Origin of the sequence: Streptococcus mitis, assembly GCF_002096815.1 — a bacterium.
Lineage (GTDB): Bacteria > Bacillota > Bacilli > Lactobacillales > Streptococcaceae > Streptococcus > Streptococcus mitis_AD.
In genome coordinates, this window is the sequence record NZ_NCVJ01000021.1 from 118,298 (window position 1) to 139,625 (window position 21,328).

General features: G+C 41.9%; 22 protein-coding genes and 1 pseudogene. All 23 read left to right on the forward strand.

The genetic code is table 11. The features are described 5' to 3' along the window. The first annotated feature begins 22 nt into the window (after nt 1-22). The 23 genes and pseudogenes from recJ to B7696_RS07375 all read left to right on the forward strand — a co-directional run bounded on the left by recJ (nt 23) and on the right by B7696_RS07375 (nt 21,327). Nucleotides 23-2,245 (forward strand): single-stranded-DNA-specific exonuclease RecJ, encoded by a 2,223-nt coding sequence (gene recJ / locus B7696_RS07265; RefSeq protein WP_192856300.1) that lies wholly within the window; start codon nt 23-25, stop codon nt 2,243-2,245. Between the two features lie 170 nt (nt 2,246-2,415). Continuing rightward, a complete protein-coding gene (locus tag B7696_RS07270) occupies nt 2,416-4,077 on the forward strand; it encodes a ribonuclease J (RefSeq protein ID WP_000065614.1) in 1,662 nt (553 codons plus the stop codon). Nucleotides 4,078-4,144: 67 nt separating this feature from the next. Beyond that, complete coding sequence (locus tag B7696_RS07275) at nt 4,145-4,924, forward strand: alpha/beta hydrolase (RefSeq protein ID WP_084862999.1); 780 nt, start codon at nt 4,145-4,147, stop codon at nt 4,922-4,924. Nucleotides 4,925-4,986: 62 nt separating this feature from the next. Further along, nucleotides 4,987-5,688: a M57 family metalloprotease gene (locus tag B7696_RS07280; RefSeq protein ID WP_084863001.1), complete on the forward strand. Its 702-nt coding sequence runs from the start codon at nt 4,987-4,989 to the stop codon at nt 5,686-5,688. 38 nt (nt 5,689-5,726) lie between these two features. Then, the gene (uvrC, locus tag B7696_RS07285; protein ID WP_084863003.1) at nt 5,727-7,562 is read left to right on the forward strand and encodes an excinuclease ABC subunit UvrC; all 1,836 of its coding nucleotides are present in this window, start codon (nt 5,727-5,729) and stop codon (nt 7,560-7,562) included. Beyond that, nucleotides 7,555-7,965 (forward strand): hypothetical protein, encoded by a 411-nt coding sequence (locus B7696_RS07290; protein ID WP_084863004.1) that lies wholly within the window; start codon nt 7,555-7,557, stop codon nt 7,963-7,965. Before uvrC ends, B7696_RS07290 begins: the two co-directional genes overlap by 8 nt. 192 nt (nt 7,966-8,157) lie before the next feature. Continuing rightward, nucleotides 8,158-8,763, forward strand: coding sequence for a nitroreductase family protein (locus B7696_RS07295; RefSeq protein ID WP_084863006.1), 606 nt, complete (start codon nt 8,158-8,160; stop codon nt 8,761-8,763). A 12-nt stretch (nt 8,764-8,775) separates the two neighbouring features. After that, a complete protein-coding gene (gene pepV / locus B7696_RS07300) occupies nt 8,776-10,176 on the forward strand; it encodes a dipeptidase PepV (protein ID WP_084863008.1) in 1,401 nt (466 codons plus the stop codon). Nucleotides 10,177-10,229: 53 nt separating this feature from the next. Beyond that, a complete protein-coding gene (locus B7696_RS07305; protein WP_084863010.1) occupies nt 10,230-10,820 on the forward strand; it encodes a uracil-DNA glycosylase family protein in 591 nt (196 codons plus the stop codon). Continuing rightward, nucleotides 10,817-11,104 (forward strand): rhodanese-like domain-containing protein, encoded by a 288-nt coding sequence (locus B7696_RS07310; RefSeq protein WP_084863012.1) that lies wholly within the window; start codon nt 10,817-10,819, stop codon nt 11,102-11,104. The genes B7696_RS07305 and B7696_RS07310 overlap by 4 nt, the downstream gene beginning before the upstream one ends. A 171-nt stretch (nt 11,105-11,275) precedes the next feature. After that, the gene (brnQ, locus tag B7696_RS07315; protein WP_192856301.1) at nt 11,276-12,601 is read left to right on the forward strand and encodes a branched-chain amino acid transport system II carrier protein; all 1,326 of its coding nucleotides are present in this window, start codon (nt 11,276-11,278) and stop codon (nt 12,599-12,601) included. Between the two features lie 97 nt (nt 12,602-12,698). After that, a complete protein-coding gene (locus tag B7696_RS07320; protein ID WP_084863016.1) occupies nt 12,699-13,736 on the forward strand; it encodes a M42 family metallopeptidase in 1,038 nt (345 codons plus the stop codon). 1 nt (nt 13,737) lies between these two features. Next, a complete protein-coding gene (locus tag B7696_RS07325) occupies nt 13,738-14,208 on the forward strand; it encodes an HIT family protein (RefSeq protein ID WP_084863018.1) in 471 nt (156 codons plus the stop codon). A 2-nt stretch (nt 14,209-14,210) separates the two neighbouring features. Continuing rightward, on the forward strand, nt 14,211-14,927 hold the full coding sequence (gene ldcB / locus B7696_RS07330; protein WP_020902091.1) for an LD-carboxypeptidase LdcB/DacB: 717 nt from the start codon (nt 14,211-14,213) through the stop codon (nt 14,925-14,927). Nucleotides 14,928-15,049: 122 nt separating this feature from the next. Then, nucleotides 15,050-15,475: a 50S ribosomal protein L11 gene (gene rplK / locus B7696_RS07335; protein WP_001085807.1), complete on the forward strand. Its 426-nt coding sequence runs from the start codon at nt 15,050-15,052 to the stop codon at nt 15,473-15,475. A gap of 97 nt (nt 15,476-15,572) precedes the next feature. Next, entirely contained in the window at nt 15,573-16,262 is a 690-nt protein-coding gene (gene rplA, locus B7696_RS07340) for a 50S ribosomal protein L1 (protein ID WP_001085675.1), read from the forward strand. Between the two features lie 181 nt (nt 16,263-16,443). Then, nucleotides 16,444-16,956: an adenine phosphoribosyltransferase gene (locus tag B7696_RS07345; protein ID WP_001049318.1), complete on the forward strand. Its 513-nt coding sequence runs from the start codon at nt 16,444-16,446 to the stop codon at nt 16,954-16,956. A 182-nt stretch (nt 16,957-17,138) separates the two neighbouring features. Next, nucleotides 17,139-18,083, forward strand: coding sequence for a homoserine O-acetyltransferase MetA (metA, locus tag B7696_RS07350; RefSeq protein ID WP_084863019.1), 945 nt, complete (start codon nt 17,139-17,141; stop codon nt 18,081-18,083). 8 nt (nt 18,084-18,091) lie between these two features. Next, nucleotides 18,092-18,769 carry a DnaD domain-containing protein gene (locus B7696_RS07355; protein WP_084863021.1) on the forward strand — a complete coding sequence of 226 codons (678 nt, stop codon included), beginning with the start codon at nt 18,092-18,094 and terminating at the stop codon, nt 18,767-18,769. 97 nt (nt 18,770-18,866) lie between these two features. Further along, a complete protein-coding gene (gene tpiA / locus B7696_RS07360) occupies nt 18,867-19,625 on the forward strand; it encodes a triose-phosphate isomerase (protein WP_084863022.1) in 759 nt (252 codons plus the stop codon). 39 nt (nt 19,626-19,664) lie between these two features. After that, nucleotides 19,665-20,111, forward strand: a pseudogene (locus B7696_RS07365) (ATP-binding cassette domain-containing protein); the annotation flags it as partial. A gap of 151 nt (nt 20,112-20,262) precedes the next feature. Next, a complete protein-coding gene (locus tag B7696_RS07370; protein WP_004237560.1) occupies nt 20,263-20,781 on the forward strand; it encodes a Dps family protein in 519 nt (172 codons plus the stop codon). 207 nt (nt 20,782-20,988) lie between these two features. Continuing rightward, nucleotides 20,989-21,327 (forward strand): zinc ribbon domain-containing protein YjdM, encoded by a 339-nt coding sequence (locus tag B7696_RS07375; protein ID WP_084863024.1) that lies wholly within the window; start codon nt 20,989-20,991, stop codon nt 21,325-21,327. The last annotated feature ends 1 nt before the right edge of the window (nt 21,328 follow it).

Here is a 21,328-nt window from a genome sequence, read left to right on the forward strand (position 1 = left end):
CTTAGAAAGAGTGGATGTCTTTTTGATAACACCTACTTATGAATGGCAGTTTGCCCCGCAAGTAGAAGATGCGGATTTTACAAAGATAGCCAAGAAGGCTGGATTGGGTCCTGAGGTGGCTCGGTTATTATTTGAAAGAGGAATTCAGGACCAAGAAAGTCTGAAGAAGTTTTTAGAGCCTTCCTTAGAGGACTTGCATGACCCTTATCTGCTCCATGATATGGATAAGGCAGTGGAACGGATTCGTCAGGCCATTGAAGAAGGGGAAAATATCCTCGTTTACGGTGATTATGATGCGGATGGTATGACTTCGGCTTCTATTGTTAAGGAAAGTTTGGAACAGCTTGGTGCTGAGTGCCGTGTTTACTTGCCCAATCGTTTTACCGACGGTTATGGACCTAATGCCAGTGTTTACAAATATTTTATCGAGCAAGAAGGAATTTCCTTGATTGTGACGGTGGATAACGGGGTTGCGGGTCACGAGGCTATTGAATTGGCCCAGTCTATGGGAGTAGATGTCATTGTGACTGACCACCATTCTATGCCTGAAACCTTACCAGATGCCTATGCTATTGTCCATCCTGAACATCCGGATGCGAACTATCCTTTCAAATATTTGGCTGGTTGTGGAGTTGCTTTCAAGCTGGCTTGTGCCCTTTTAGAAGAAGTACAAGTGGAATTGCTTGATTTGGTCGCTATTGGTACCATTGCTGATATGGTGAGTTTGACGGATGAAAACCGTATCTTGGTTCAGTATGGTCTGGAGATGTTGGGACATACCCAGCGCATTGGTCTGCAAGAAATGCTGGACATGGCTGGGATTGCTGCCAACGAAGTAACAGAAGAAACGGTTGGTTTCCAGATTGCCCCTCGTTTGAATGCCTTGGGCCGTTTGGATGATCCCAATCCTGCCATTGATTTGCTGACTGGCTTTGATGATGAGGAAGCACATGAGATTGCTCTCATGATTCATCAGAAAAACGAAGAGCGCAAGGAAATCGTCCAGTCTATCTATGAAGAAGCTAAGACCATGGTGGACCCTGAGAAGAAGGTCCAAGTCTTGGCTAAGGAAGGCTGGAATCCTGGAGTTCTGGGTATCGTTGCTGGTCGTTTGTTGGAAGAACTAGGACAGACAGTCATCGTTCTTAATATAGAAGACGGTCGTGCCAAGGGTAGTGCTCGTAGTGTGGAAGCGGTCGATATTTTTGAAGCCTTAGATCCTCATCGTGACCTCTTTATAGCCTTTGGTGGCCATGCTGGCGCAGCAGGAATGACGCTGGAAGTTGAAAAACTTTCAGATTTATCTCAAGTCTTGGAAGATTATGTTCGTGGAAAAGGCGCAGATGCTGCTGGCAAGAACAAGTTAAATCTAGATGAAGAACTGGATTTGGAGACACTTAGCTTGGAAACGGTCAAAAGTTTTGAACGTTTGGCACCCTTTGGAATGGACAATCAGAAACCTGTCTTTTATATTAAGGATTTTCAGGTCGAAAGTGCCCGGACTATGGGAGCAGGCAACGCCCATCTCAAGCTGAAAATTTCCAAGGGTGAGGCGAGTTTTGAAGTGGTAGCATTTGGACAAGGTAGATGGGCAACAGAATTTGCTCAAACCAAGAATCTAGAGCTGGCAGTTAAATTGTCTGTCAACCAATGGAATGGCCAAACTGCCCTCCAGTTGATGATGGTGGATGCGCGTGTGGAAGGTGTTCAACTCTTTAACATTCGTGGGAAAAATGCAGTCTTGCCAGAGGGAGTTCCAGTCTTGGATTTTGCTGGAGAACTGCCAAATCTGGCGGCTAGTGAAGCTATTGTCGTAAAAAACATTCCTGAGGACATTACTCAGTTGAAGACCATTTTTCAGGAACAGAATTTCTCTGCTGTCTATTTCAAAAATGATATTGACAAGGCCTACTATCTGACAGGTTATGGGACTAGAGAGCAGTTTGCCAAATTGTACAAGACCATCTATCAGTTCCCAGAGTTTGATATTCGCTATAAGCTGAAAGATTTGGCTACTTATCTTAATATTCAGCAAATCTTGCTGGTCAAGATGATTCAAGTATTTGAAGAGCTAGGCTTTGTGAAGATCAAAGATGGTGTCATGACAGTCAATAAAGAGGCACCAAAGCGGGAAATCGGAGAAAGTCAGATTTACCAAAATCTCAAACAAACCGTCAAAGACCAAGAAATGATGGCGCTGGGGACCGTGCAAGAAATTTATGACTTTTTAATGGATAAAGAGTAGATGATAGGAAAGAGTTGGGGAACCAGCTCTTTTTTGAAAACAAATCTTCATTTTGAAAATCATCAAAAAAATGGTATAATGGTAGGAAAAGATTCGGCTAAAAGTAATGCTTTTAGAATAAAAGGGTAAGCAACCCTATAATCAAGATAAACTAAGCTTTCGGAGGAAAAATGAGTAATATCAGTTTAACAACACTTGGTGGTGTACGTGAAAACGGGAAAAATATGTATATCGCTGAAATCGATGGGTCTATTTTCGTTTTGGATGCAGGTCTGAAATACCCTGAAAATGAACAACTAGGGGTGGATGTGGTCATTCCCAATATGGACTACCTTTTTGAAAACAGTGACCGTATCGCTGGGGTCTTCTTGACCCACGGCCATGCGGATGCCATTGGTGCTCTGCCATATCTCTTGGCTGAAGCAAAGGTCCCTGTATTTGGCTCTGAGTTGACCATTGAGTTGGCAAAACTTTTTGTCAAAGGAAATGACACAGTTAAGAAATTCAATGATTTCCATGTTATCGATGAGGATACGGAGATTGATTTTGGAGGGACAGTGGTGTCCTTCTTCCGTACGACCCACTCTATCCCAGAGAGTCTGGGTGTTGTCTTGAAGACAGCTGAGGGTAGTATCGTTTATACAGGTGACTTCAAATTTGACCAGACAGCTAGTGAATCTTATGCCACAGACTTCGCTCGTTTGGCAGAAATCGGTCGTGATGGAGTTCTAGCTCTTCTTAGCGATTCAGCCAATGCGGACAGTAATATCCAAGTGGCTAGCGAAAGTGAAGTTGGGGACGAGATTACTCAAACCATTTCGGACTGGGATGGTCGTATCATTGTTGCAGCAGTAGCCAGCAACCTCTCTCGTATCCAGCAGGTGTTTGACGCTGCGGATGCAACAGGTCGTCGTGTGGTCTTGACAGGATTTGATATTGAAAATATCGTCCGCACTGCTATTCGTCTCAAGAAATTGTCTCTAGCTAACGAGAGTCTTTTGATTAAGCCAAAAGATATGTCTCGTTTTGAAGACCATGAGTTGATCATCCTTGAGACAGGTCGTATGGGTGAGCCTATCAACGGTCTTCGCAAGATGTCGATTGGTCGCCACCGTTATGTGGAAATCAAGGATGGTGACTTGGTCTATATCGTAACCACTCCGTCTATCGCCAAAGAAGCGGTCATGGCGCGTGTGGAAAACATGATTTACCAAGCTGGTGGAGTTGTCAAACTGATCACTCAAAGCTTGCGTGTGTCAGGGCACGGAAATGCGCGTGATTTGCAGTTGATGATCAATCTCTTGCAACCCAAGTATCTCTTCCCGATTCAAGGGGAATACCGTGAGTTGGATGCTCATGCTAAGGCTGCTATGGCAGTTGGAATGTTGCCAGAACGCATTTTCATCCCTAAAAAGGGAACCAGCATGGCTTATGAGAATGGAGATTTTGTCCCAGCTGGAGCGGTTTCAGCTGGGGATGTCTTGATTGACGGGAATGCCATTGGTGATGTTGGTAATGTGGTTCTTCGTGACCGTAAGGTCTTGTCAGAGGATGGCATTTTCATCGTAGCAATCACAGTTAACCGTCGTGAGAAGAAAATTGTAGCCAAGGCTCGTGTTCATACGCGCGGATTCGTTTATCTCAAGAAGAGCCGCGATATTCTCCGTGAAAGTTCAGAATTGATTAACCAAACAGTAGAAGATTATCTTCAAGGAGATGACTTTGACTGGGCAGATCTTAAAGGGAAGGTTCGTGATAATCTTACCAAGTATCTCTTTGACCAAACCAAACGTCGTCCAGCTATTTTACCAGTAGTCATGGAAGCGAAATAATTGTTGAAATAAACGGAGAGAAAGTCGAATTTCGGCTTTTTCTTATAGAAAAATAGAGGAAAAAATTATGGCAGTAATGAAAATCGAGTATTACTCACAAGTTTTGGATATGGAGTGGGGAGTGAATGTCCTCTATCCTGATGCCAATCGAGTGGAAGAACCAGAGTGTGAAGATATTCCCGTCTTGTACCTTTTGCATGGGATGTCTGGTAATCATAATAGTTGGCTCAAGCGTACCAACATAGAACGCTTGCTTCGTGGAACCAATCTCATCGTCGTCATGCCTAATACCAGCAACGGTTGGTATACCGATACCCAATATGGTTTTGACTATTACACAGCTCTAGCAGAGGAATTGCCACAGGTTCTGAAACGCTTCTTCCCTAATATGACTAGCAAGCGTGAAAAGACCTTTATCGCTGGTCTTTCTATGGGAGGCTATGGCTGCTTCAAACTGGCTCTTGCTACAAATCGTTTTTCTCATGCAGCTAGCTTCTCAGGCGCCCTTAGTTTTCAAGAGTTTTCTCCTGAAAGCCAAAATTTGGGAACACCAGCTTATTGGAGAGGTGTGTTTGGGGAGATTAAAGATTGGACAGCTAGTCCGTATTCTCTTGAAAGTTTGGCTAAAAAATCAGATAAAAAGACCAAGCTTTGGGCTTGGTGTGGCGAGCAGGATTTCTTGTACGAAGCCAATAATCTAGCAGTGAAAAACCTCAAAAAACTGGGCTTTGATGTGACCTATAGCCATAGTGCTGGAACTCACGAATGGTACTACTGGGAAAAACAATTGGAACGGTTCTTAGCAACCCTACCAATTGATTTCAAATTAGAGGAGAGATTGTCATAATTTAGTTTTCTTTCAGCTTGTTTTAGTAAAATAGTTTTTATTTGCTAGAAAGGTGGAGGGACATGCGCTGGATTTTTCGTTTGATAGGAGCTTTCTTTTCTTTTATTTGGCGTTTGTTTTGGCGCCTGGTTTGGATTGTTTTGCTTTTATGTACTCTCGCTTTTGGATTTCTCTGGTATCTGAACGGGGATTTTCAGGGAGCGCTAAAGCAAGCAGAGCGGTCAGTAAAAATTGGTCAACAAAGTATCGATCAATGGGGGAAAACGGGGCAACTGCCTAAGTTGAACCAGACAGATAGCCACCAGCATTCTGAAGGAAGGTGGCTACAGGCTTCTGCTCGTATTTACCTGGATCCGCAGATGGATTCACGCTTTCAAGAGGCTTATTTAGAAGCGATCCAGAATTGGAATCAAACTGGTGCTTTTAACTTTGAACTTGTGACTGAGTCCAGCAAGGCGGATATCTTGGCTACTGAGATGGACGATGGAAACACTCCTGTAGCAGGAGAGGCTGAAAGTCAGACCAATCTCTTGACGGGGCAATTTTTGTCTGTAAGGGTGCGACTGAATCACTATTATCTATCCAATCCTGACTATGCTTATTCCTATGAGCGCATTGTCCATACGGCAGAACATGAGTTGGGGCATGCGATTGGTTTGGACCATACAGATGAGAAGTCTGTCATGCAACCTGCAGGTTCCTTTTATGGTATCCAGGAAGAGGATGTTGCAAACCTTAGAAAAATATATGAGATCAATGAGTAGGGAACTATCTTTCCCTACTTTTTTGCTATAATGGAACTATGAACAACTTGATTAAATCAAAACTAGAGCTCTTACCAACCAGCCCTGGTTGTTACATTCACAAGGATAAGAACGGCACCATTATCTATGTAGGAAAGGCTAAAAATCTGCGTAACCGCGTGCGGTCCTATTTCCGTGGGAGTCACGACACAAAGACAGAGGCCTTGGTATCTGAAATTGTGGATTTTGAATTTATTGTTACAGAGTCCAATATTGAGGCACTTCTCCTAGAAATCAACCTAATCAAGGAAAATAAGCCTAAGTACAATATCATGCTAAAGGATGATAAGTCCTATCCTTTTATCAAAATCACCAATGAACGCTATCCTCGTTTGATTATTACCCGACAGGTTAAGAAGGACGGAGGCCTCTACTTTGGTCCCTATCCAGATGTGGGAGCAGCCAATGAAATCAAGCGACTACTGGATCGGATTTTCCCTTTTAGAAAGTGTACCAATCCACCGTCTAAGGTCTGTTTTTACTACCATATCGGCCAATGTATGGCCCACACCATCTGTAAGAAAGATGAGGCCTATTTCAAGTCCATGGCCCAGGAGGTTTCTGATTTTCTGAAAGGGCAGGATGATAAAATCATCGATGACCTCAAGAAAAAGATGGAAACTGCAGCCCAGACTATGGAATTTGAGCGTGCAGCGGAATACCGTGATCTGATTCAGGCCATTGGAACGCTTCGAACCAAGCAAAGGGTTATGGCTAAGGATTTACAAAATCGTGATGTCTTTGGTTATTATGTGGACAAGGGCTGGATGTGTATTCAGGTTTTCTTTGTCCGTCAGGGAAAACTCATTGAGCGGGATGTCAATCTCTTCCCCTACTACAATGATCCAGATGAGGATTTCTTGACCTATGTGGGGCAGTTTTATCAAGAAAAATCCCATCTGGTTCCAAATGAGGTACTGATTCCGCAGGATATTGACGAAGAAGCTGTCAAGGCCTTGGTGGATACCAAGATTCTCAAACCCCAGCGTGGAGAGAAAAAGCAACTGGTCAATTTGGCTATAAAGAATGCTCGAGTCAGTCTAGAGCAGAAGTTCAATTTGTTAGAAAAATCAGTCGAAAAGACCCAAGGGGCTATTGAAAATCTAGGACGCTTGCTCCAAATCCCGACTCCAGTTCGGATCGAGTCCTTCGATAACTCCAATATCATGGGAACTAGTCCTGTTTCAGCCATGGTGGTCTTTGTCAACGGCAAACCAAGTAAGAAGGATTATCGTAAGTACAAGATAAAAACGGTTGTCGGGCCAGACGACTATGCCAGTATGAGAGAAGTCATTCGCAGGCGTTATGGTCGAGTTCAACGAGACGGTTTGACTCCGCCAGATTTGATTGTCATTGATGGGGGACAAGGTCAAGTCAATATCGCCAAGCAAGTCATCCAAGAAGAGATAGGCTTGGATATTCCAATTGCAGGTCTGCAAAAGAATGATAAGCACCAAACCCATGAATTGCTCTTTGGAGATCCGCTGGAAGTGGTGGAGTTGTCTCGTAATTCTCAGGAATTTTTCCTCCTCCAACGCATCCAAGATGAGGTCCACCGCTTTGCCATCACCTTCCACCGCCAACTGCGCTCTAAAAATTCTTTCTCATCTCAATTGGATGGAATTGACGGTCTGGGACCTAAACGCAAGCAAAATCTCATGAAGCATTTCAAGTCTCTAATCAAAATCAAGGAAGCTAGTGTGGATGAGATTGTCGAAGTTGGAGTGCCAAGGGCAGTCGCAGAAGCTGTTCAGAGAAAGTTGAATCCGCACGAAGAAGTGGAATTTGCTCAAGTAGCTGAACAAGAAATGATTGAATGGAGAAAAAATGAGTAAAATAAGCAATGAAATATTAGGGACAGTATATGTAATTTCTTATCTATGTCTTCTTTATTGTCTTTGGTTGTGGAATGGTCCAACGTTTCTTTTTTTGACATTTATTTTCTGGGGTATTCCCTTGTTGATAATAATCCTTCCCTTATTAGGTATATGGATATTTACAAACTTGAAATCCCTGGTTTTGATTGGTTATGTGGCAAGTTTATTGAACAGTTATTATCTTTATTTGGTTCTTAGAAATTTACATTTGGAGAGGATTACTGATACAGCAGGGCATAAAATTCCATTATCACCGTGGTTATCTGTTGCAATTATTGTGGTTGATTGTTTATTTTTATCAGTAGCCACATTGGGATTTTATAAAAACTTTATTTTACCTTTCTTTAAAAAGAATGAATAACGAGTAATATGCTCTTTATATTAATTTGTAAGATAGAAGAATGGATACGTTTAGATTATAGTTAGTAACATAAAACTATTGGAAAAGGTAAAAAGTGGGAAGTTGGTTGGGTATGATTCTACGAAAAATCCCTGCAAGCTCTTTCAAATTATGGTAGAATGGAAGCAGTAGAATTAGAAAAGGAAATCGATTATGAAATTTCTTGAATTAAACAAAAAACGTCATGCGACCAAGCATTTTACTGATAAGCCGGTGGATCCAAAGGATGTGCGTACGGCTATCGAAATTGCAACCTTGGCACCAAGCGCCCACAACAGCCAGCCGTGGAAATTTGTGGTGGTACGTGAGAAAAATGCTGAATTGGCAAAATTGGCTTACGGTTCGAACTTTGAACAGGTATCATCAGCGCCTGTAACCATTGCCTTGTTTACAGATACAGATCTGGCTAAACGTGCTCGTAAGATTGCCCGTGTTGGTGGTGCTAATAACTTCTCTGAAGAGCAACTTCAATACTTCATGAAGAATTTGCCAGCTGAGTTTGCCCGTTACAATGAACAACAAGTCAGCGACTACCTGGCTCTCAATGCAGGTCTGGTTGCTATGAACTTGGTTCTTGCATTGACAGACCAAGGAATCGGATCAAATCTTATTCTTGGTTTTGACAAATCAAAAATCAACGAAGTTTTGGACATCGAAGACCGTTTCCGCCCAGAACTTTTGATTACAGTGGGTTACACAGACGAAAAATTGGAACCAAGCTACCGCTTGCCAGTAGATGAAATCATCGAGAAAAGATAGAAAGAAGAAAAAATGACAGCAATTGACTTTACAGCAGAAGTAGAAAAACGCAAAGAAGACCTCTTGGCTGACTTGTTTAGCCTTTTGGAAATCAACTCTGAACGTGACGATAGCAAGGCTGATGCTGAGCATCCATTTGGACCTGGGCCAGTCAAAGCCTTGGAAAAATTCCTTGAAATCGCAGACCGCGATGGTTACCCAACTAAGAATGTTGATAACTATGCAGGACATTTTGAGTTTGGTGAAGGAGAAGAAGTTCTCGGAATCTTTGCCCACATGGACGTGGTGCCAGCTGGTAGCGGTTGGGACACAGATCCTTACACACCAACTATCAAAGACGGTCGCCTTTATGCGCGTGGGGCTTCGGACGACAAGGGGCCTACAACAGCTTGTTACTATGGTTTGAAAATCATCAAAGAATTGGGTCTTCCAACTTCTAAGAAAGTTCGCTTCATCGTCGGAACAGACGAAGAATCAGGCTGGGCAGACATGGACTACTACTTTGAGCACGTAGGACTTGCAAAACCAGACTTCGGTTTCTCACCAGATGCAGAATTCCCAATTATCAATGGTGAAAAAGGAAATATCACGGAATACCTCCACTTTGCAGGAGAAAATACAGGTGCAGCCCGTCTTTACAGCTTTACAGGAGGTTTACGTGAAAATATGGTACCAGAATCAGCAACAGCAGTCGTTTCAGGTGACTTGGCTGACTTGCAAGCCAAACTAGATGCCTTTGTTGCAGAACACAAACTTAGAGGAGAACTCCAAGAAGAAGCTGGCCAATACAAGGTGACGATTATTGGTAAATCAGCCCACGGTGCTATGCCTGCTTCAGGTGTCAATGGTGCGACTTACCTAGCCCTCTTCCTTAGCCAGTTTGACTTTGCTGGTCCAGCCAAAGACTACCTTGAAATCGCTGGTAAGATTCTCTTGAACGACCACGAGGGGGAAAATCTCAAGATTGCCCATGTGGATGAAAAGATGGGTGCCCTTTCTATGAATGCTGGCGTCTTCCGCTTTGATGAAACAAGTGCTGACAATACGATTGCCCTTAATATCCGCTATCCAAAAGGAACAAGTCCAGAACAAATCAAGTCAATCCTTGAAAACTTGCCAGTTGCTTCTGTTAGCCTTTCTGAGCACGGTCACACCCCTCACTATGTGCCAATGGAAGATCCACTTGTGCAAACCTTGTTGAATGTTTATGAAAAACAAACTGGACTTAAAGGTCACGAGCAAGTTATCGGTGGTGGAACCTTTGGTCGCTTGCTAGAACGAGGTGTTGCCTATGGTGCCATGTTCCCAGACTCGATTGATACCATGCACCAAGCCAATGAATTTATCGCCTTGGATGATCTCTTCCGAGCTGCAGCAATCTATGCCGAAGCTATTTACGAATTGATCAAATAAAACGATAGAAGTCTGAGATTGTATGCTTAGACTTCTTTTTGGAGGGAAAGTAGATGTCTCAAATCGAAAGAATCAAGCAAGCCATTATGGCGGATCCGCAAAATGCTACCTATACAGAGCGTGGCATTGAGCCTCTCTTTGCAGCGCCAAAGACTGCTCGCATCAATATCATCGGTCAGGCACCTGGACTTAAAACGCAGGAGGCAGGACTTTATTGGAAAGATAAAAGTGGTGACCGCTTGCGAGATTGGCTTGGTGTTGACGAAGACACTTTTTACAATTCAGGTTATTTTGCTGTTCTGCCTATGGATTTCTACTTTCCAGGGCATGGCAAGTCAGGTGACCTGCCACCGAGAACTGGCTTTGCAGAAAAATGGCATCCGAAGCTCTTGCAAGAATTACCAGATATTCAGTTAACCCTCATGATTGGGCAATATGCCCAAGCCTACTATTTACATGAAAAAATAAGTGGCAAGGTGACAGAACGGGTAAAACATTACCAGAACTATCTGCCAGACTATTTTCCACTGGTTCACCCCTCACCACGAAATCAAATCTGGATGGCTAAAAATCCTTGGTTTGAGACAGAAGTGGTGCCAGACTTGAAAAAAAGAATTAAAGCTATTTTAGGAGAAAAAGAATGAAAGAAATTACCTTTGACGCATTTTACCAGCTTTATCAAAACGACCAACTTTCTCTAGTGGACGTGAGAGAAGTGGATGAGTTTGAAGCTCTTCATTTAGAAGGTGCTCATAATCTTCCTCTGAGTCAATTAGCTGATACTTATGATCAGTTGGACAAGGAGCAGTTACATTATGTTATTTGTAAATCTGGGATGAGATCGGCGCGTGCTTGTCAATTTCTAGCTGAACAAGGTTATGAGGTTATCAATGTTCAGGGTGGCATATTGGCCTTTGAAGAGCATTAAACAGTAGACTTTTCTCCTACTTGGTGTGGACTGAGTAGGAGAATTTTATTTTTAGACAATTCTCATTTTTGAGAATCTTGAAAACATTCAATATTTACTTCGTGAAGCTTTTTTCATACTCCTATTCATGATATACTAGGTCAGTATTTTATAAATATGAAGGAGATTTTCATGGCTAAAAAAGGTGCCCTAACAGGTTTGCTCCTGTTTGGAATATTTTTTGGTGCGGGGAACTTGATTTTTCCGCCTTCTCTAGGTGCTCTATCTGGAGAACATTTTCTTCCTGCCATCGCAGGTTTTGTCTTTTCAGGTGTCGGTATCGCCGTCTTGACTCTTATTATTGGAACGCTAAATCCTAAAGGATATATCTACGAGATTTCAACAAAGATAGCACCTTGGTTTGCGACTCTTTACCTCTCAGTTCTTTACTTGTCAATCGGTCCATTCTTTGCTATCCCACGTACAGCTACAACGGCTTACGAAGTGGGGATTAGCCCCCTTTTGTCGGATGCAAATAAAGGTCTTGGTTTGATTGTCTTTACCATTCTGTATTTTGCAGCAGCTTATCTAATTTCGCTCAATCCATCAAAAATCTTAGACCGTATCGGTCGTATTTTAACACCAGTCTTTGCGATTTTGATTGTTATCTTGGTTGTCCTAGGAGCTATCAAATACGGTGAAACAAGTCCTCAAGCTGCTTCAGCTGCTTATCAAGCTTCTGCCTTTGGTACAGGTTTCCTAGAAGGTTATAATACCTTAGATGCCCTTGCCTCAGTTGCCTTTAGCGTAATCGCAGTTCAAACCTTGAAACAACTTGGATTTTCAAGTAAGAAAGAATACATTTCGACTATTTGGGTGGTTGGTATCGTTGTTGCCCTTGCCTTCAGCGCTCTTTACATCGGTTTAGGGTTCCTTGGAAATCATTTCCCAGTGCCAGCTGAAGCGATGAAGGGTGGAACACCAGGTGTTTACATCTTGTCACAGGCTACTCAAGAAATCTTTGGCTCAACAGCTCAACTCTTCCTTGCAGCTATGGTTACCGTAACCTGCTTCACAACAACAGTTGGTTTGATTGTGTCAACAGCTGAGTTCTTTAATGAGCGCTTCCCACAAATCAGCTACAAGGTTTATGCGACAGCCTTTACCTTGATTGGATTTGCCATTGCCAATTTGGGTCTTGATGCGATTATCAAGTACTCAATTCCAGTACTGGTTATCTTGTACCCAATCACCATTGCCATCGTTATGATTGTCATTGTCAACAAATTTGTGGCTCTTTCAAAACCAGGTATGCAGTTGACAATTGCAGTCGTTACAGCTATTGCTATTGCAAGCGTATTAGGAAGCTCATTTAAAGTTGAATTTCTTGCAAACCTTGTCAACGCTCTTCCTTTTGCCAAGGCATCACTCCCATGGTTGGTACCAGCCGTTGTCGGAATCCTGCTCTCATTGGTTCTACCAAACAAGCAAGAAAGCGATGTTTTTGAAATGGAATAATCACTAAAATCACTTTTGTAGTCAAGTCTACAGGAGTGATTTTCTTTTTTTATCCGATGATAAATGTGTTATAATAGGTAGCAAAAGAGGTGAAGAAATGAATCAAACAGTAGAATATATCAAAGAACTGACAGCTATTGCATCGCCAACGGGCTTCACTCGTGAGATTTCAGACTATTTAGTCAAGACTCTAGAAGGTTTTGGTTACCAGCCGGTTCGCACAGCCAAGGGCGGTGTCAATGTGACCATCAAAGGTCAAAATGATGAAGAGCACCGCTATGTGACTGCCCATGTGGATACGTTGGGTGCTATTGTCCGTGCTGTCAAACCAGACGGCCGTCTCAAAATGGACCGTATCGGTGGTTTCCCTTGGAACATGATTGAAGGAGAAAACTGTACTGTTCACGTAGCTAGCACAGGTGAAAAAGTATCAGGAACCATCCTCATCCACCAAACTTCTTGCCATGTCTATAAGGATGCAGGAACTGCAGAACGCACTCAGGACAATATGGAAGTGCGTTTGGATGCAAAAGTGACCAATGAAAAAGAAACTCGTGCTCTTGGTATTGAGGTCGGTGATTTTATCAGCTTTGATCCACGAACCGTCGTGACAGAGACAGGTTTTATCAAGTCTCGTCATTTGGACGATAAGGTCAGTGCAGCGATTTTGCTTAATCTGCTTCGTATTTATAAGGAAGAGAAGATTGAATTGCCCGTAACAACCCATTTTGCTTTTTCAGTCTTTGAAGAAGTGGGGCATGGGGCTAACTCTAATATTCCTGCTCAGGTGGTAGAATATCTGGCTGTGGATATGGGAGCTATGGGAGATGACCAGCAAACAGACGAATATACAGTGTCTATCTGTGTCAAGGATGCTTCTGGACCTTATCACTATGACTTCCGTCAACATTTGGTTGCTTTGGCTAAAGAGCAAGATATTCCATTTAAACTGGATATCTATCCATTTTATGGTTCGGACGCTTCAGCAGCCATGTCCGCAGGGGCAGAAGTCAAACACGCCCTTCTCGGTGCTGGTATCGAGTCTAGTCACTCATATGAACGCACTCATATTGATTCGGTGGTCGCAACGGAACGTATGGTTGATGCTTATCTTAAGAGCGCATTGGTAGATTGATATGTGTTTGATTTGCCAGAGAATTGAGCTCATCAAGAAGGGAGAAAGTCCCTATTTTGTCAAAGAGTTGGAAACAGGCTATCTTGTGGTTGGAGACCACCAGTATTTTGCAGGCTATAGTCTCTTTCTAGCCAAGGAACACGTCACCGAATTGCACCATTTAAAAAAGGAAACGGGACTCCGTTTTCTAGAGGAAATGAGTTTAGTCCAAGAGGCAGTTGCTAAGGCCTTTGCTGCTGAGAAAATGAATATTGAACTGCTAGGAAATGGTGATGCCCATCTTCATTGGCATCTGTTTCCACGACGAAGAGGTGATATGAACGGCCACGGTCTTAAAGGTCGTGGGCCAGTTTGGTGGGTTCCCTTTGAAGAAATGACCTCAGAAACCTGCCAAGCAAAACCGGATGAGATTAAAAGATTAGTCGAACGTTTATCGTCAGAACTAGATAAATTATTGAAAATAAAGGAGTAGAAATGAAAAAAAGATACCTTGTCTTGACAGCCTTGCTAGCCTTGAGTTTAGCAGCTTGTTCACAGGAAAAAGCAAAAAATGAAGATGGAGCAGCTAAGACAGAACAAACAGCCAAAGTTGATGGAACAGTCGGAAATAAGTCTCAAGAAGCCACCCAGAAAAAAGCAGAAGTGGTTAATAAAGGTGACTACTACAGTATTCAAGGGAAATACGATGAAATTATCGTAGCAAATAAACATTATCCATTATCTAAAGACTACAATCCAGGGGAAAATCCAACAGCCAAGGCTGAGTTGGTCAAACTCATCAAAGCGATGCAAGAGGCAGGCTTCCCAATTAGTGATCAATACAGTGGTTTTAGAAGTTACGAGACTCAGACTAACCTCTATCAAGATTATGTCAATAAAGATGGAAAGGCTGCAGCAGACCGTTACTCTGCTCGCCCTGGCTATAGCGAGCACCAGACAGGCTTGGCCTTTGATGTGATTGGGACAAATGGTGATTTGGTGACAGAAGAAAAAGCGGCCCAATGGCTTTTGGACCATGCAGCTGATTATGGCTTTGTTGTCCGTTATCTTAAAGGTAAGGAAAAGGAAACAGGCTATATGGCTGAGGAATGGCACCTTCGTTATGTCGGAAAAGAGGCTAAAGAGATTGCAGCTAGTGGCCTCAGTTTGGAAGAGTATTTCGGCTTTGAAGGTGGAGATTACGTCGATTAAAAAATAAACTTTTCTCTTGCAATTCCAGATAAATAGTGTATAATAGATGGGTATGTGAAAAGCATACTTGTGGGAGGTAAAAATCTCTAATTACCGCCAAAACCACAAAGGAGGATTTAAAAATGGCTAAAAAAGTCGAAAAACTTGTAAAATTGCAAATCCCTGCTGGTAAAGCTACACCAGCTCCACCGGTTGGACCTGCTCTTGGTCAAGCTGGTATCAACATCATGGGATTCACAAAAGAGTTCAACGCTCGTACAGCTGACCAAGCTGGTATGATCATTCCAGTTGTTATCTCAGTTTACGAAGATAAATCATTTACTTTCATCACTAAAACACCACCAGCTGCTGTTCTTTTGAAAAAAGCTGCAGGTGTTGAAAAAGGATCAGGTACACCTAACAAAACTAAAGTTGCTACAGTTACTCGTGCACAAGTACAAGAAATTGCAGAAACTAAGATGCCAGATTTGAACGCAGCAAACGTAGAGTCTGCAATGCGTATGATCGAAGGTACTGCTCGTTCTATGGGATTCACTGTTGTTGATTAATCAATAACACCCCCAATATAACCCGCAAGACTTCATCATTTCGAGAAGTGACGTGGGAGATGAAAATCGATTGAACCACTTACAAGGAGAATAGAAAATGGCTAAAAAAAGCAAACAACTTCGTGCTGCTCTTGAGAAAATCGACAGCACAAAAGCATACAGCGTAGAAGAAGCTGTAGCACTTGCAAAAGAAACTAACTTTGCAAAATTTGACGCAACTGTAGAAGTTGCTTACAACTTGAACATCGACGTTAAAAAAGCTGACCAACAAATCCGTGGAGCAATGGTATTGCCAAACGGTACTGGTAAAACTTCACGCGTTCTTGTTTTCGCACGTGGTGCAAAAGCTGAAGAAGCAAAAGCTGCTGGTGCAGACTTTGTTGGTGAAGATGACCTTGTTGCTAAAATCAATGACGGTTGGTTAGACTTCGACGTAGTTATTGCTACACCTGACATGATGGCTCTTGTTGGACGTCTTGGACGTGTCCTTGGACCACGTAACTTGATGCCAAACCCTAAAACTGGTACTGTAACAATGGATGTTGCTAAAGCAGTTGAAGAGTCTAAAGGTGGTAAAATTACTTACCGTGCTGACCGTGCAGGTAATGTTCAAGCAATCATCGGTAAAGTATCATTTGAAGCTGAAAAATTGGTTGAAAACTTCAAAGCTTTCAACGAAACAATCCAAAAAGCAAAACCAGCTACAGCTAAAGGAACTTACGTAACAAACTTGACTATCACAACTACTCAAGGTGTTGGTATCAAAGTTGACGTAAACTCACTTTAATCAGTAGTTTATAAACAAAGGCGAGTACGAAAGTGCTCGTTTTTTGATTGCTTTTGTATCCAATAAAGTTGGAAGTGAACTATTTTTGCTCTTGACTTGAAAAGGAAAATGGAGTTTTACTTTCTTCTTTTGGAGAAAATATGGTATAATAGAGAGTAAAAACTTTGAAAGAAAGAAAAAGATGAATTTAAAAGATTATATTGCAACAATTGAAAATTATCCAAAGGAAGGTATTACTTTCCGTGATATCAGTCCTTTGATGGCTGATGGAAATGCTTATAGCTACGCTGTCCGTGAAATCGTTCAGTATGCTACTGACAAGAAAATTGATATGATCGTAGGTCCTGAAGCTCGTGGATTTATCGTGGGTTGTCCAGTTGCCTTCGAGTTGGGAATTGGTTTTGCTCCTGTTCGTAAGCCAGGGAAATTGCCACGTGAAGTCATTTCTGCTGACTATGAAAAAGAATACGGTGTTGATACCTTGACTATGCACGCGGATGCCATCAAGCCAGGTCAACGTGTTCTTATCGTAGATGACCTCTTGGCGACAGGTGGAACTGTTAAGGCAACCATCGAGATGATTGAAAAACTTGGTGGTGTTGTAGCAGGTTGTGCCTTCCTTGTTGAATTGGATGAATTGAATGGCCGTGAAAAAATTGGTGACTACGATTACAAAGTTTTGATGCATTATTAATGAAAAACAGTCCTTAGGGCTGTTTTCTCTACATTAGGATATAAAAATAGACTATAGCTAGTTAGAGAAAAACTATAATTGAAAACTATATCTTCTTACAGTATAATAAAAGGAACAAGTGTTTGAATTTTAGCTTCAAACGCATGCAATTATTCCTGAAAGAGTACAGTTAGGAGAGGGTTATGCCGATTCGAATTGATAAAAAATTACCAGCTGTTGAGATTTTACGGACAGAGAACATCTTTGTTATGGATGATCAACGTGCTGCCCACCAAGATATTCGTCCCTTGAAGATTTTGATCTTAAATCTCATGCCTAAAAAAATGGTGACAGAGACCCAGTTGTTGCGCCATTTGGCCAATACACCCCTACAACTGGATATTGATTTCCTCTATATGGAGAGTCATCGTTCTAAAACAACTCGTTCAGAACACATGGAGACTTTCTACAAAACTTTTCCTGAAGTCAAGGACGAGTATTTTGACGGGATGATTATCACGGGTGCTCCAGTTGAGCATTTACCATTTGAGGAAGTAGACTATTGGGAGGAATTCAGTCAGGTAATTGAGTGGTCTAAGACCCATGTCTATTCGACTCTTCATATCTGTTGGGGGGCTCAGGCGGGACTCTATCTCCGCTATGGGGTAGAAAAATACCAGATGGATAGTAAGTTATCAGGTATTTATCCTCAGGATACCTTAAAAGAAGGGCACCTTCTTTTTAGAGGCTTTGATGATAGCTACGTATCCCCTCATTCACGGAACACGGAGATTTCTAAGGAAGAGATCTTAAATAAAACCAATCTCGAGATTTTATCAGAAGGACCTCAGGTTGGGGTTTCGATTTTGGCCAGTCGTGATTTACGAGAAATTTATAGTTTTGGGCATTTGGAGTATGACCGAGATACCTTGGCAAATGAATATTTCCGAGATCGTGATGCAGGTTTGGATCCTCATATTCCAGAAAATTACTTTAAGGATGATGATGTCAACCAGACACCTTGTCTTTGTTGGTCTTCATCTGCAGCCCTCTTTTTCAGTAACTGGGTAAACTATGCGGTCTATCAAGAGACTCCTTTTGACTGGAGAAAGATAGAAGATGATGCATCTGCATATGGGTATTTATAAGAGGAATTATGACATATTTAGACGCTTTTAAATCAGGGAACTTGGTTTTACCGAGTGCCCTGCTCTTGCATTTTAAGGAACTCTTTCCTTCCAGCGACGATTTTCTAGTCTGGCAATTTTTCTATTTGCAAAATACGACAGGTTTGGAAGAAATGTCGCCAAGTCAGATTGCTGAAAGGATTGGCAAGGAAATTTCGGATGTCAACCAGTCCATTTCCAATCTGACGGAGAGGGGACTCCTCCAGTATCGTACTATCGAATTAAATGGCGAAATTGAATTGCTTTTTGATGCCAGTTTAGCCTTGGAACGTTTGGATGACTTGCTTGGAGCTAGTGATTCTAGTTCAGACCAGTTGACACCTCAAAACCAGCTTAAGGATTTGGTGGAAACCTTCCAGCAGGAATTAGGACGCTTGTTGACGCCTTTTGAGATTGAAGATTTGACTAAGACACTAAAAGAAGATGGGACCAGTGCTGACTTGATTAAGGAAGCTCTTCGTGAAGCTGTTTTGAATGGAAAAGCAAACTGGAAGTACATTCAGGCGATTTTGAGAAATTGGCGCCATGAAGGTATTAAAAGTGTGGCTCAAATCGAGGCCAAGCGGGCAGAAAGAGAAGCAAGCAATCCTCAGTTGACACAGGTATCTGCAGATTTCAGAAATGCCATGGATCTCTGGAAGGATTAATCTAGGTAAGCAGGCTTGAAATCCGAGTAAGATTTGCAAGCTGTGTATAATTGTGATAAAATAAGTAGAAAATAAATTGAAAAAAGAGGTATGTGAAATGTCACGTAAACCATTTATCGCTGGTAACTGGAAAATGAACAAAAATCCAGAAGAAGCTAAAGCATTTGTTGAAGCAGTTGCATCAAAACTTCCTTCATCAGATCTTGTTGAAGCAGGTATCGCAGCTCCAGCTCTTGATTTGACAACTGTTCTTGCTGCTGCAAAAGGTTCAAACCTTAAAGTTGCGGCTCAAAACTGCTACTTTGAAAATGCAGGTGCTTTCACTGGTGAAACAAGCCCACAAGTTTTGAAAGAAATCGGTACTGACTATGTTGTTATCGGTCACTCAGAACGCCGTGACTACTTCCATGAAACTGACGAAGATATCAACAAAAAAGCAAAAGCAATCTTTGCAAACGGTATGCTTCCAATCATCTGTTGTGGTGAGTCACTTGAAACTTACGAAGCTGGTAAAGCTGCTGAGTTTGTAGGTGCTCAAGTATCTGCTGCATTGACTGGATTGACTGCTGAACAAGTTGCTGCCTCAGTTATCGCTTATGAGCCAATCTGGGCTATCGGTACTGGTAAATCAGCTTCACAAGACGACGCACAAAAAATGTGTAAAGTTGTTCGTGACGTTGTAGCTGCTGACTTTGGTCAAGAAGTTGCAGACAAAGTTCGTGTTCAATACGGTGGTTCTGTTAAACCTGAAAACGTTGCTTCATACATGGCTTGCCCAGACGTTGACGGTGCCCTTGTTGGTGGTGCGTCACTTGAAGCTGAAAGCTTCTTGGCATTGCTTGACTTTGTAAAATAATCGACTCTTTATCAACATTATTGGGTTGAAGAAAAACTAAAATCGAGAAAGGACACATTTAGTCCTTTCTTTTTTGCTACTAAAGCGTCTAATGTAGACTATTTTATACGAACTCTTCCTGGTGGTTATAACATGGAGATGAACCAAGACCCCAGCAATATTTCCCTCGGGCATAAACAACTGTTGACCATCGCGCTTGCTATTCTAGCTAATCCTAAAATTCTCATTTTGGATGAAGCGACTTCCTCTGTTGATACCCGTTTGGAACTCTTGATTCAAAAAGCTATGAAACGGTTGATGAAAGGAAGGACCAGCTTTGTCATCTCCCATTGTCTCTAGACCATTTAAGAAGCAAATAAGATTCTCGTTCTTAAGGATGGACAGATTATTGAGCAGGGAAATTACGAAAGATTACTCTAAGCAAAAGGCTTTTATTATGAACTTTACCAAAGCCAATTTTCAAGTAAATCTGATAAAGTGAGCTAATCAGAACTAACTAAACTTTTCTTAAATTATCAGTCTATTGCAACTTTTCTCATGTGAGTCATTTGGCTTGCTATTGGTTTTCATTAGTAGTATACTAAGGGAGTAAACACTAAGAAGTGGTTACAAATAATAATGAATGAGGTAAAATAAAATGGTAGAATTGAAAAAAGAAGCAGTAAAAGACGTAACATCATTGACAAAAGCAGCGCCAGTAGCATTGGCAAAAACAAAGGAAGTCTTGAACCAAGCTGTTGCTGATTTGTATGTAGCTCACGTTGCTTTGCACCAAGTGCATTGGTACATGCGTGGTCGTGGTTTCCTTGTATGGCATCCAAAAATGGATGAGTATATGGAAGCTCTTGACGGTCAATTGGATGAAATCAGTGAGCGTTTGATCACACTTGGAGGAAGCCCATTCTCTACATTGACAGAATTCCTTCAAAACAGTGAAATCGAAGAAGAAGCTGGTGAATACCGTAATGTTGAAGAAAGCTTGGAACGTGTGCTTGCTATCTACCGTTACTTGTCAGAACTCTTCCAAAAAGGTTTGGATGTCACTGATGAAGAGGGTGATGATGTGACAAACGGTATCTTCTCAGATGCTAAAACTGAAACTGATAAAACAATCTGGATGCTTGCCGCAGAACTTGGACAAGCACCTGGTTTATAAGATAAATGCATCCCTTTCTATCATGAGTTTCTGTATCACTACTCATGATAAACTATCTTTTAAAAATCATGTAGCAGAAAAAGTTACATGATTTTTTCTTTACTCCTCCGGCGACTCATTTGTCAAAATACTAATTTTAAGGTATAATAGTTGCTGTTCGAGAAATTTTGATTTTCAAAGAATAGTGAATGATGATAAGGAGAAACCATGAACAACCTACCAAATTGCCCAGAATGTAACTCAGAGTATGTCTACGAAGACGGTGCACTACTGGTTTGCCCAGAGTGCGCTAATGAGTGGAATCCTGCTGAAGTTGCAGAAGTAGAAGAAGGCCTTGTCGCTATCGATGCCAACGGAAATAAATTGGCTGACGGTGATACAGTAACCCTCATCAAGGACTTGAAAGTAAAAGGTGCGCCAAAAGATTTGAAACAAGGAACGCGCGTGAAAAATATTCGCATCGTAGAAGGCGACCACAATATCGACTGTAAAATCGATGGCTTTGGTGCCATGAAACTCAAATCAGAGTTTGTGAAGAAAATTTAAG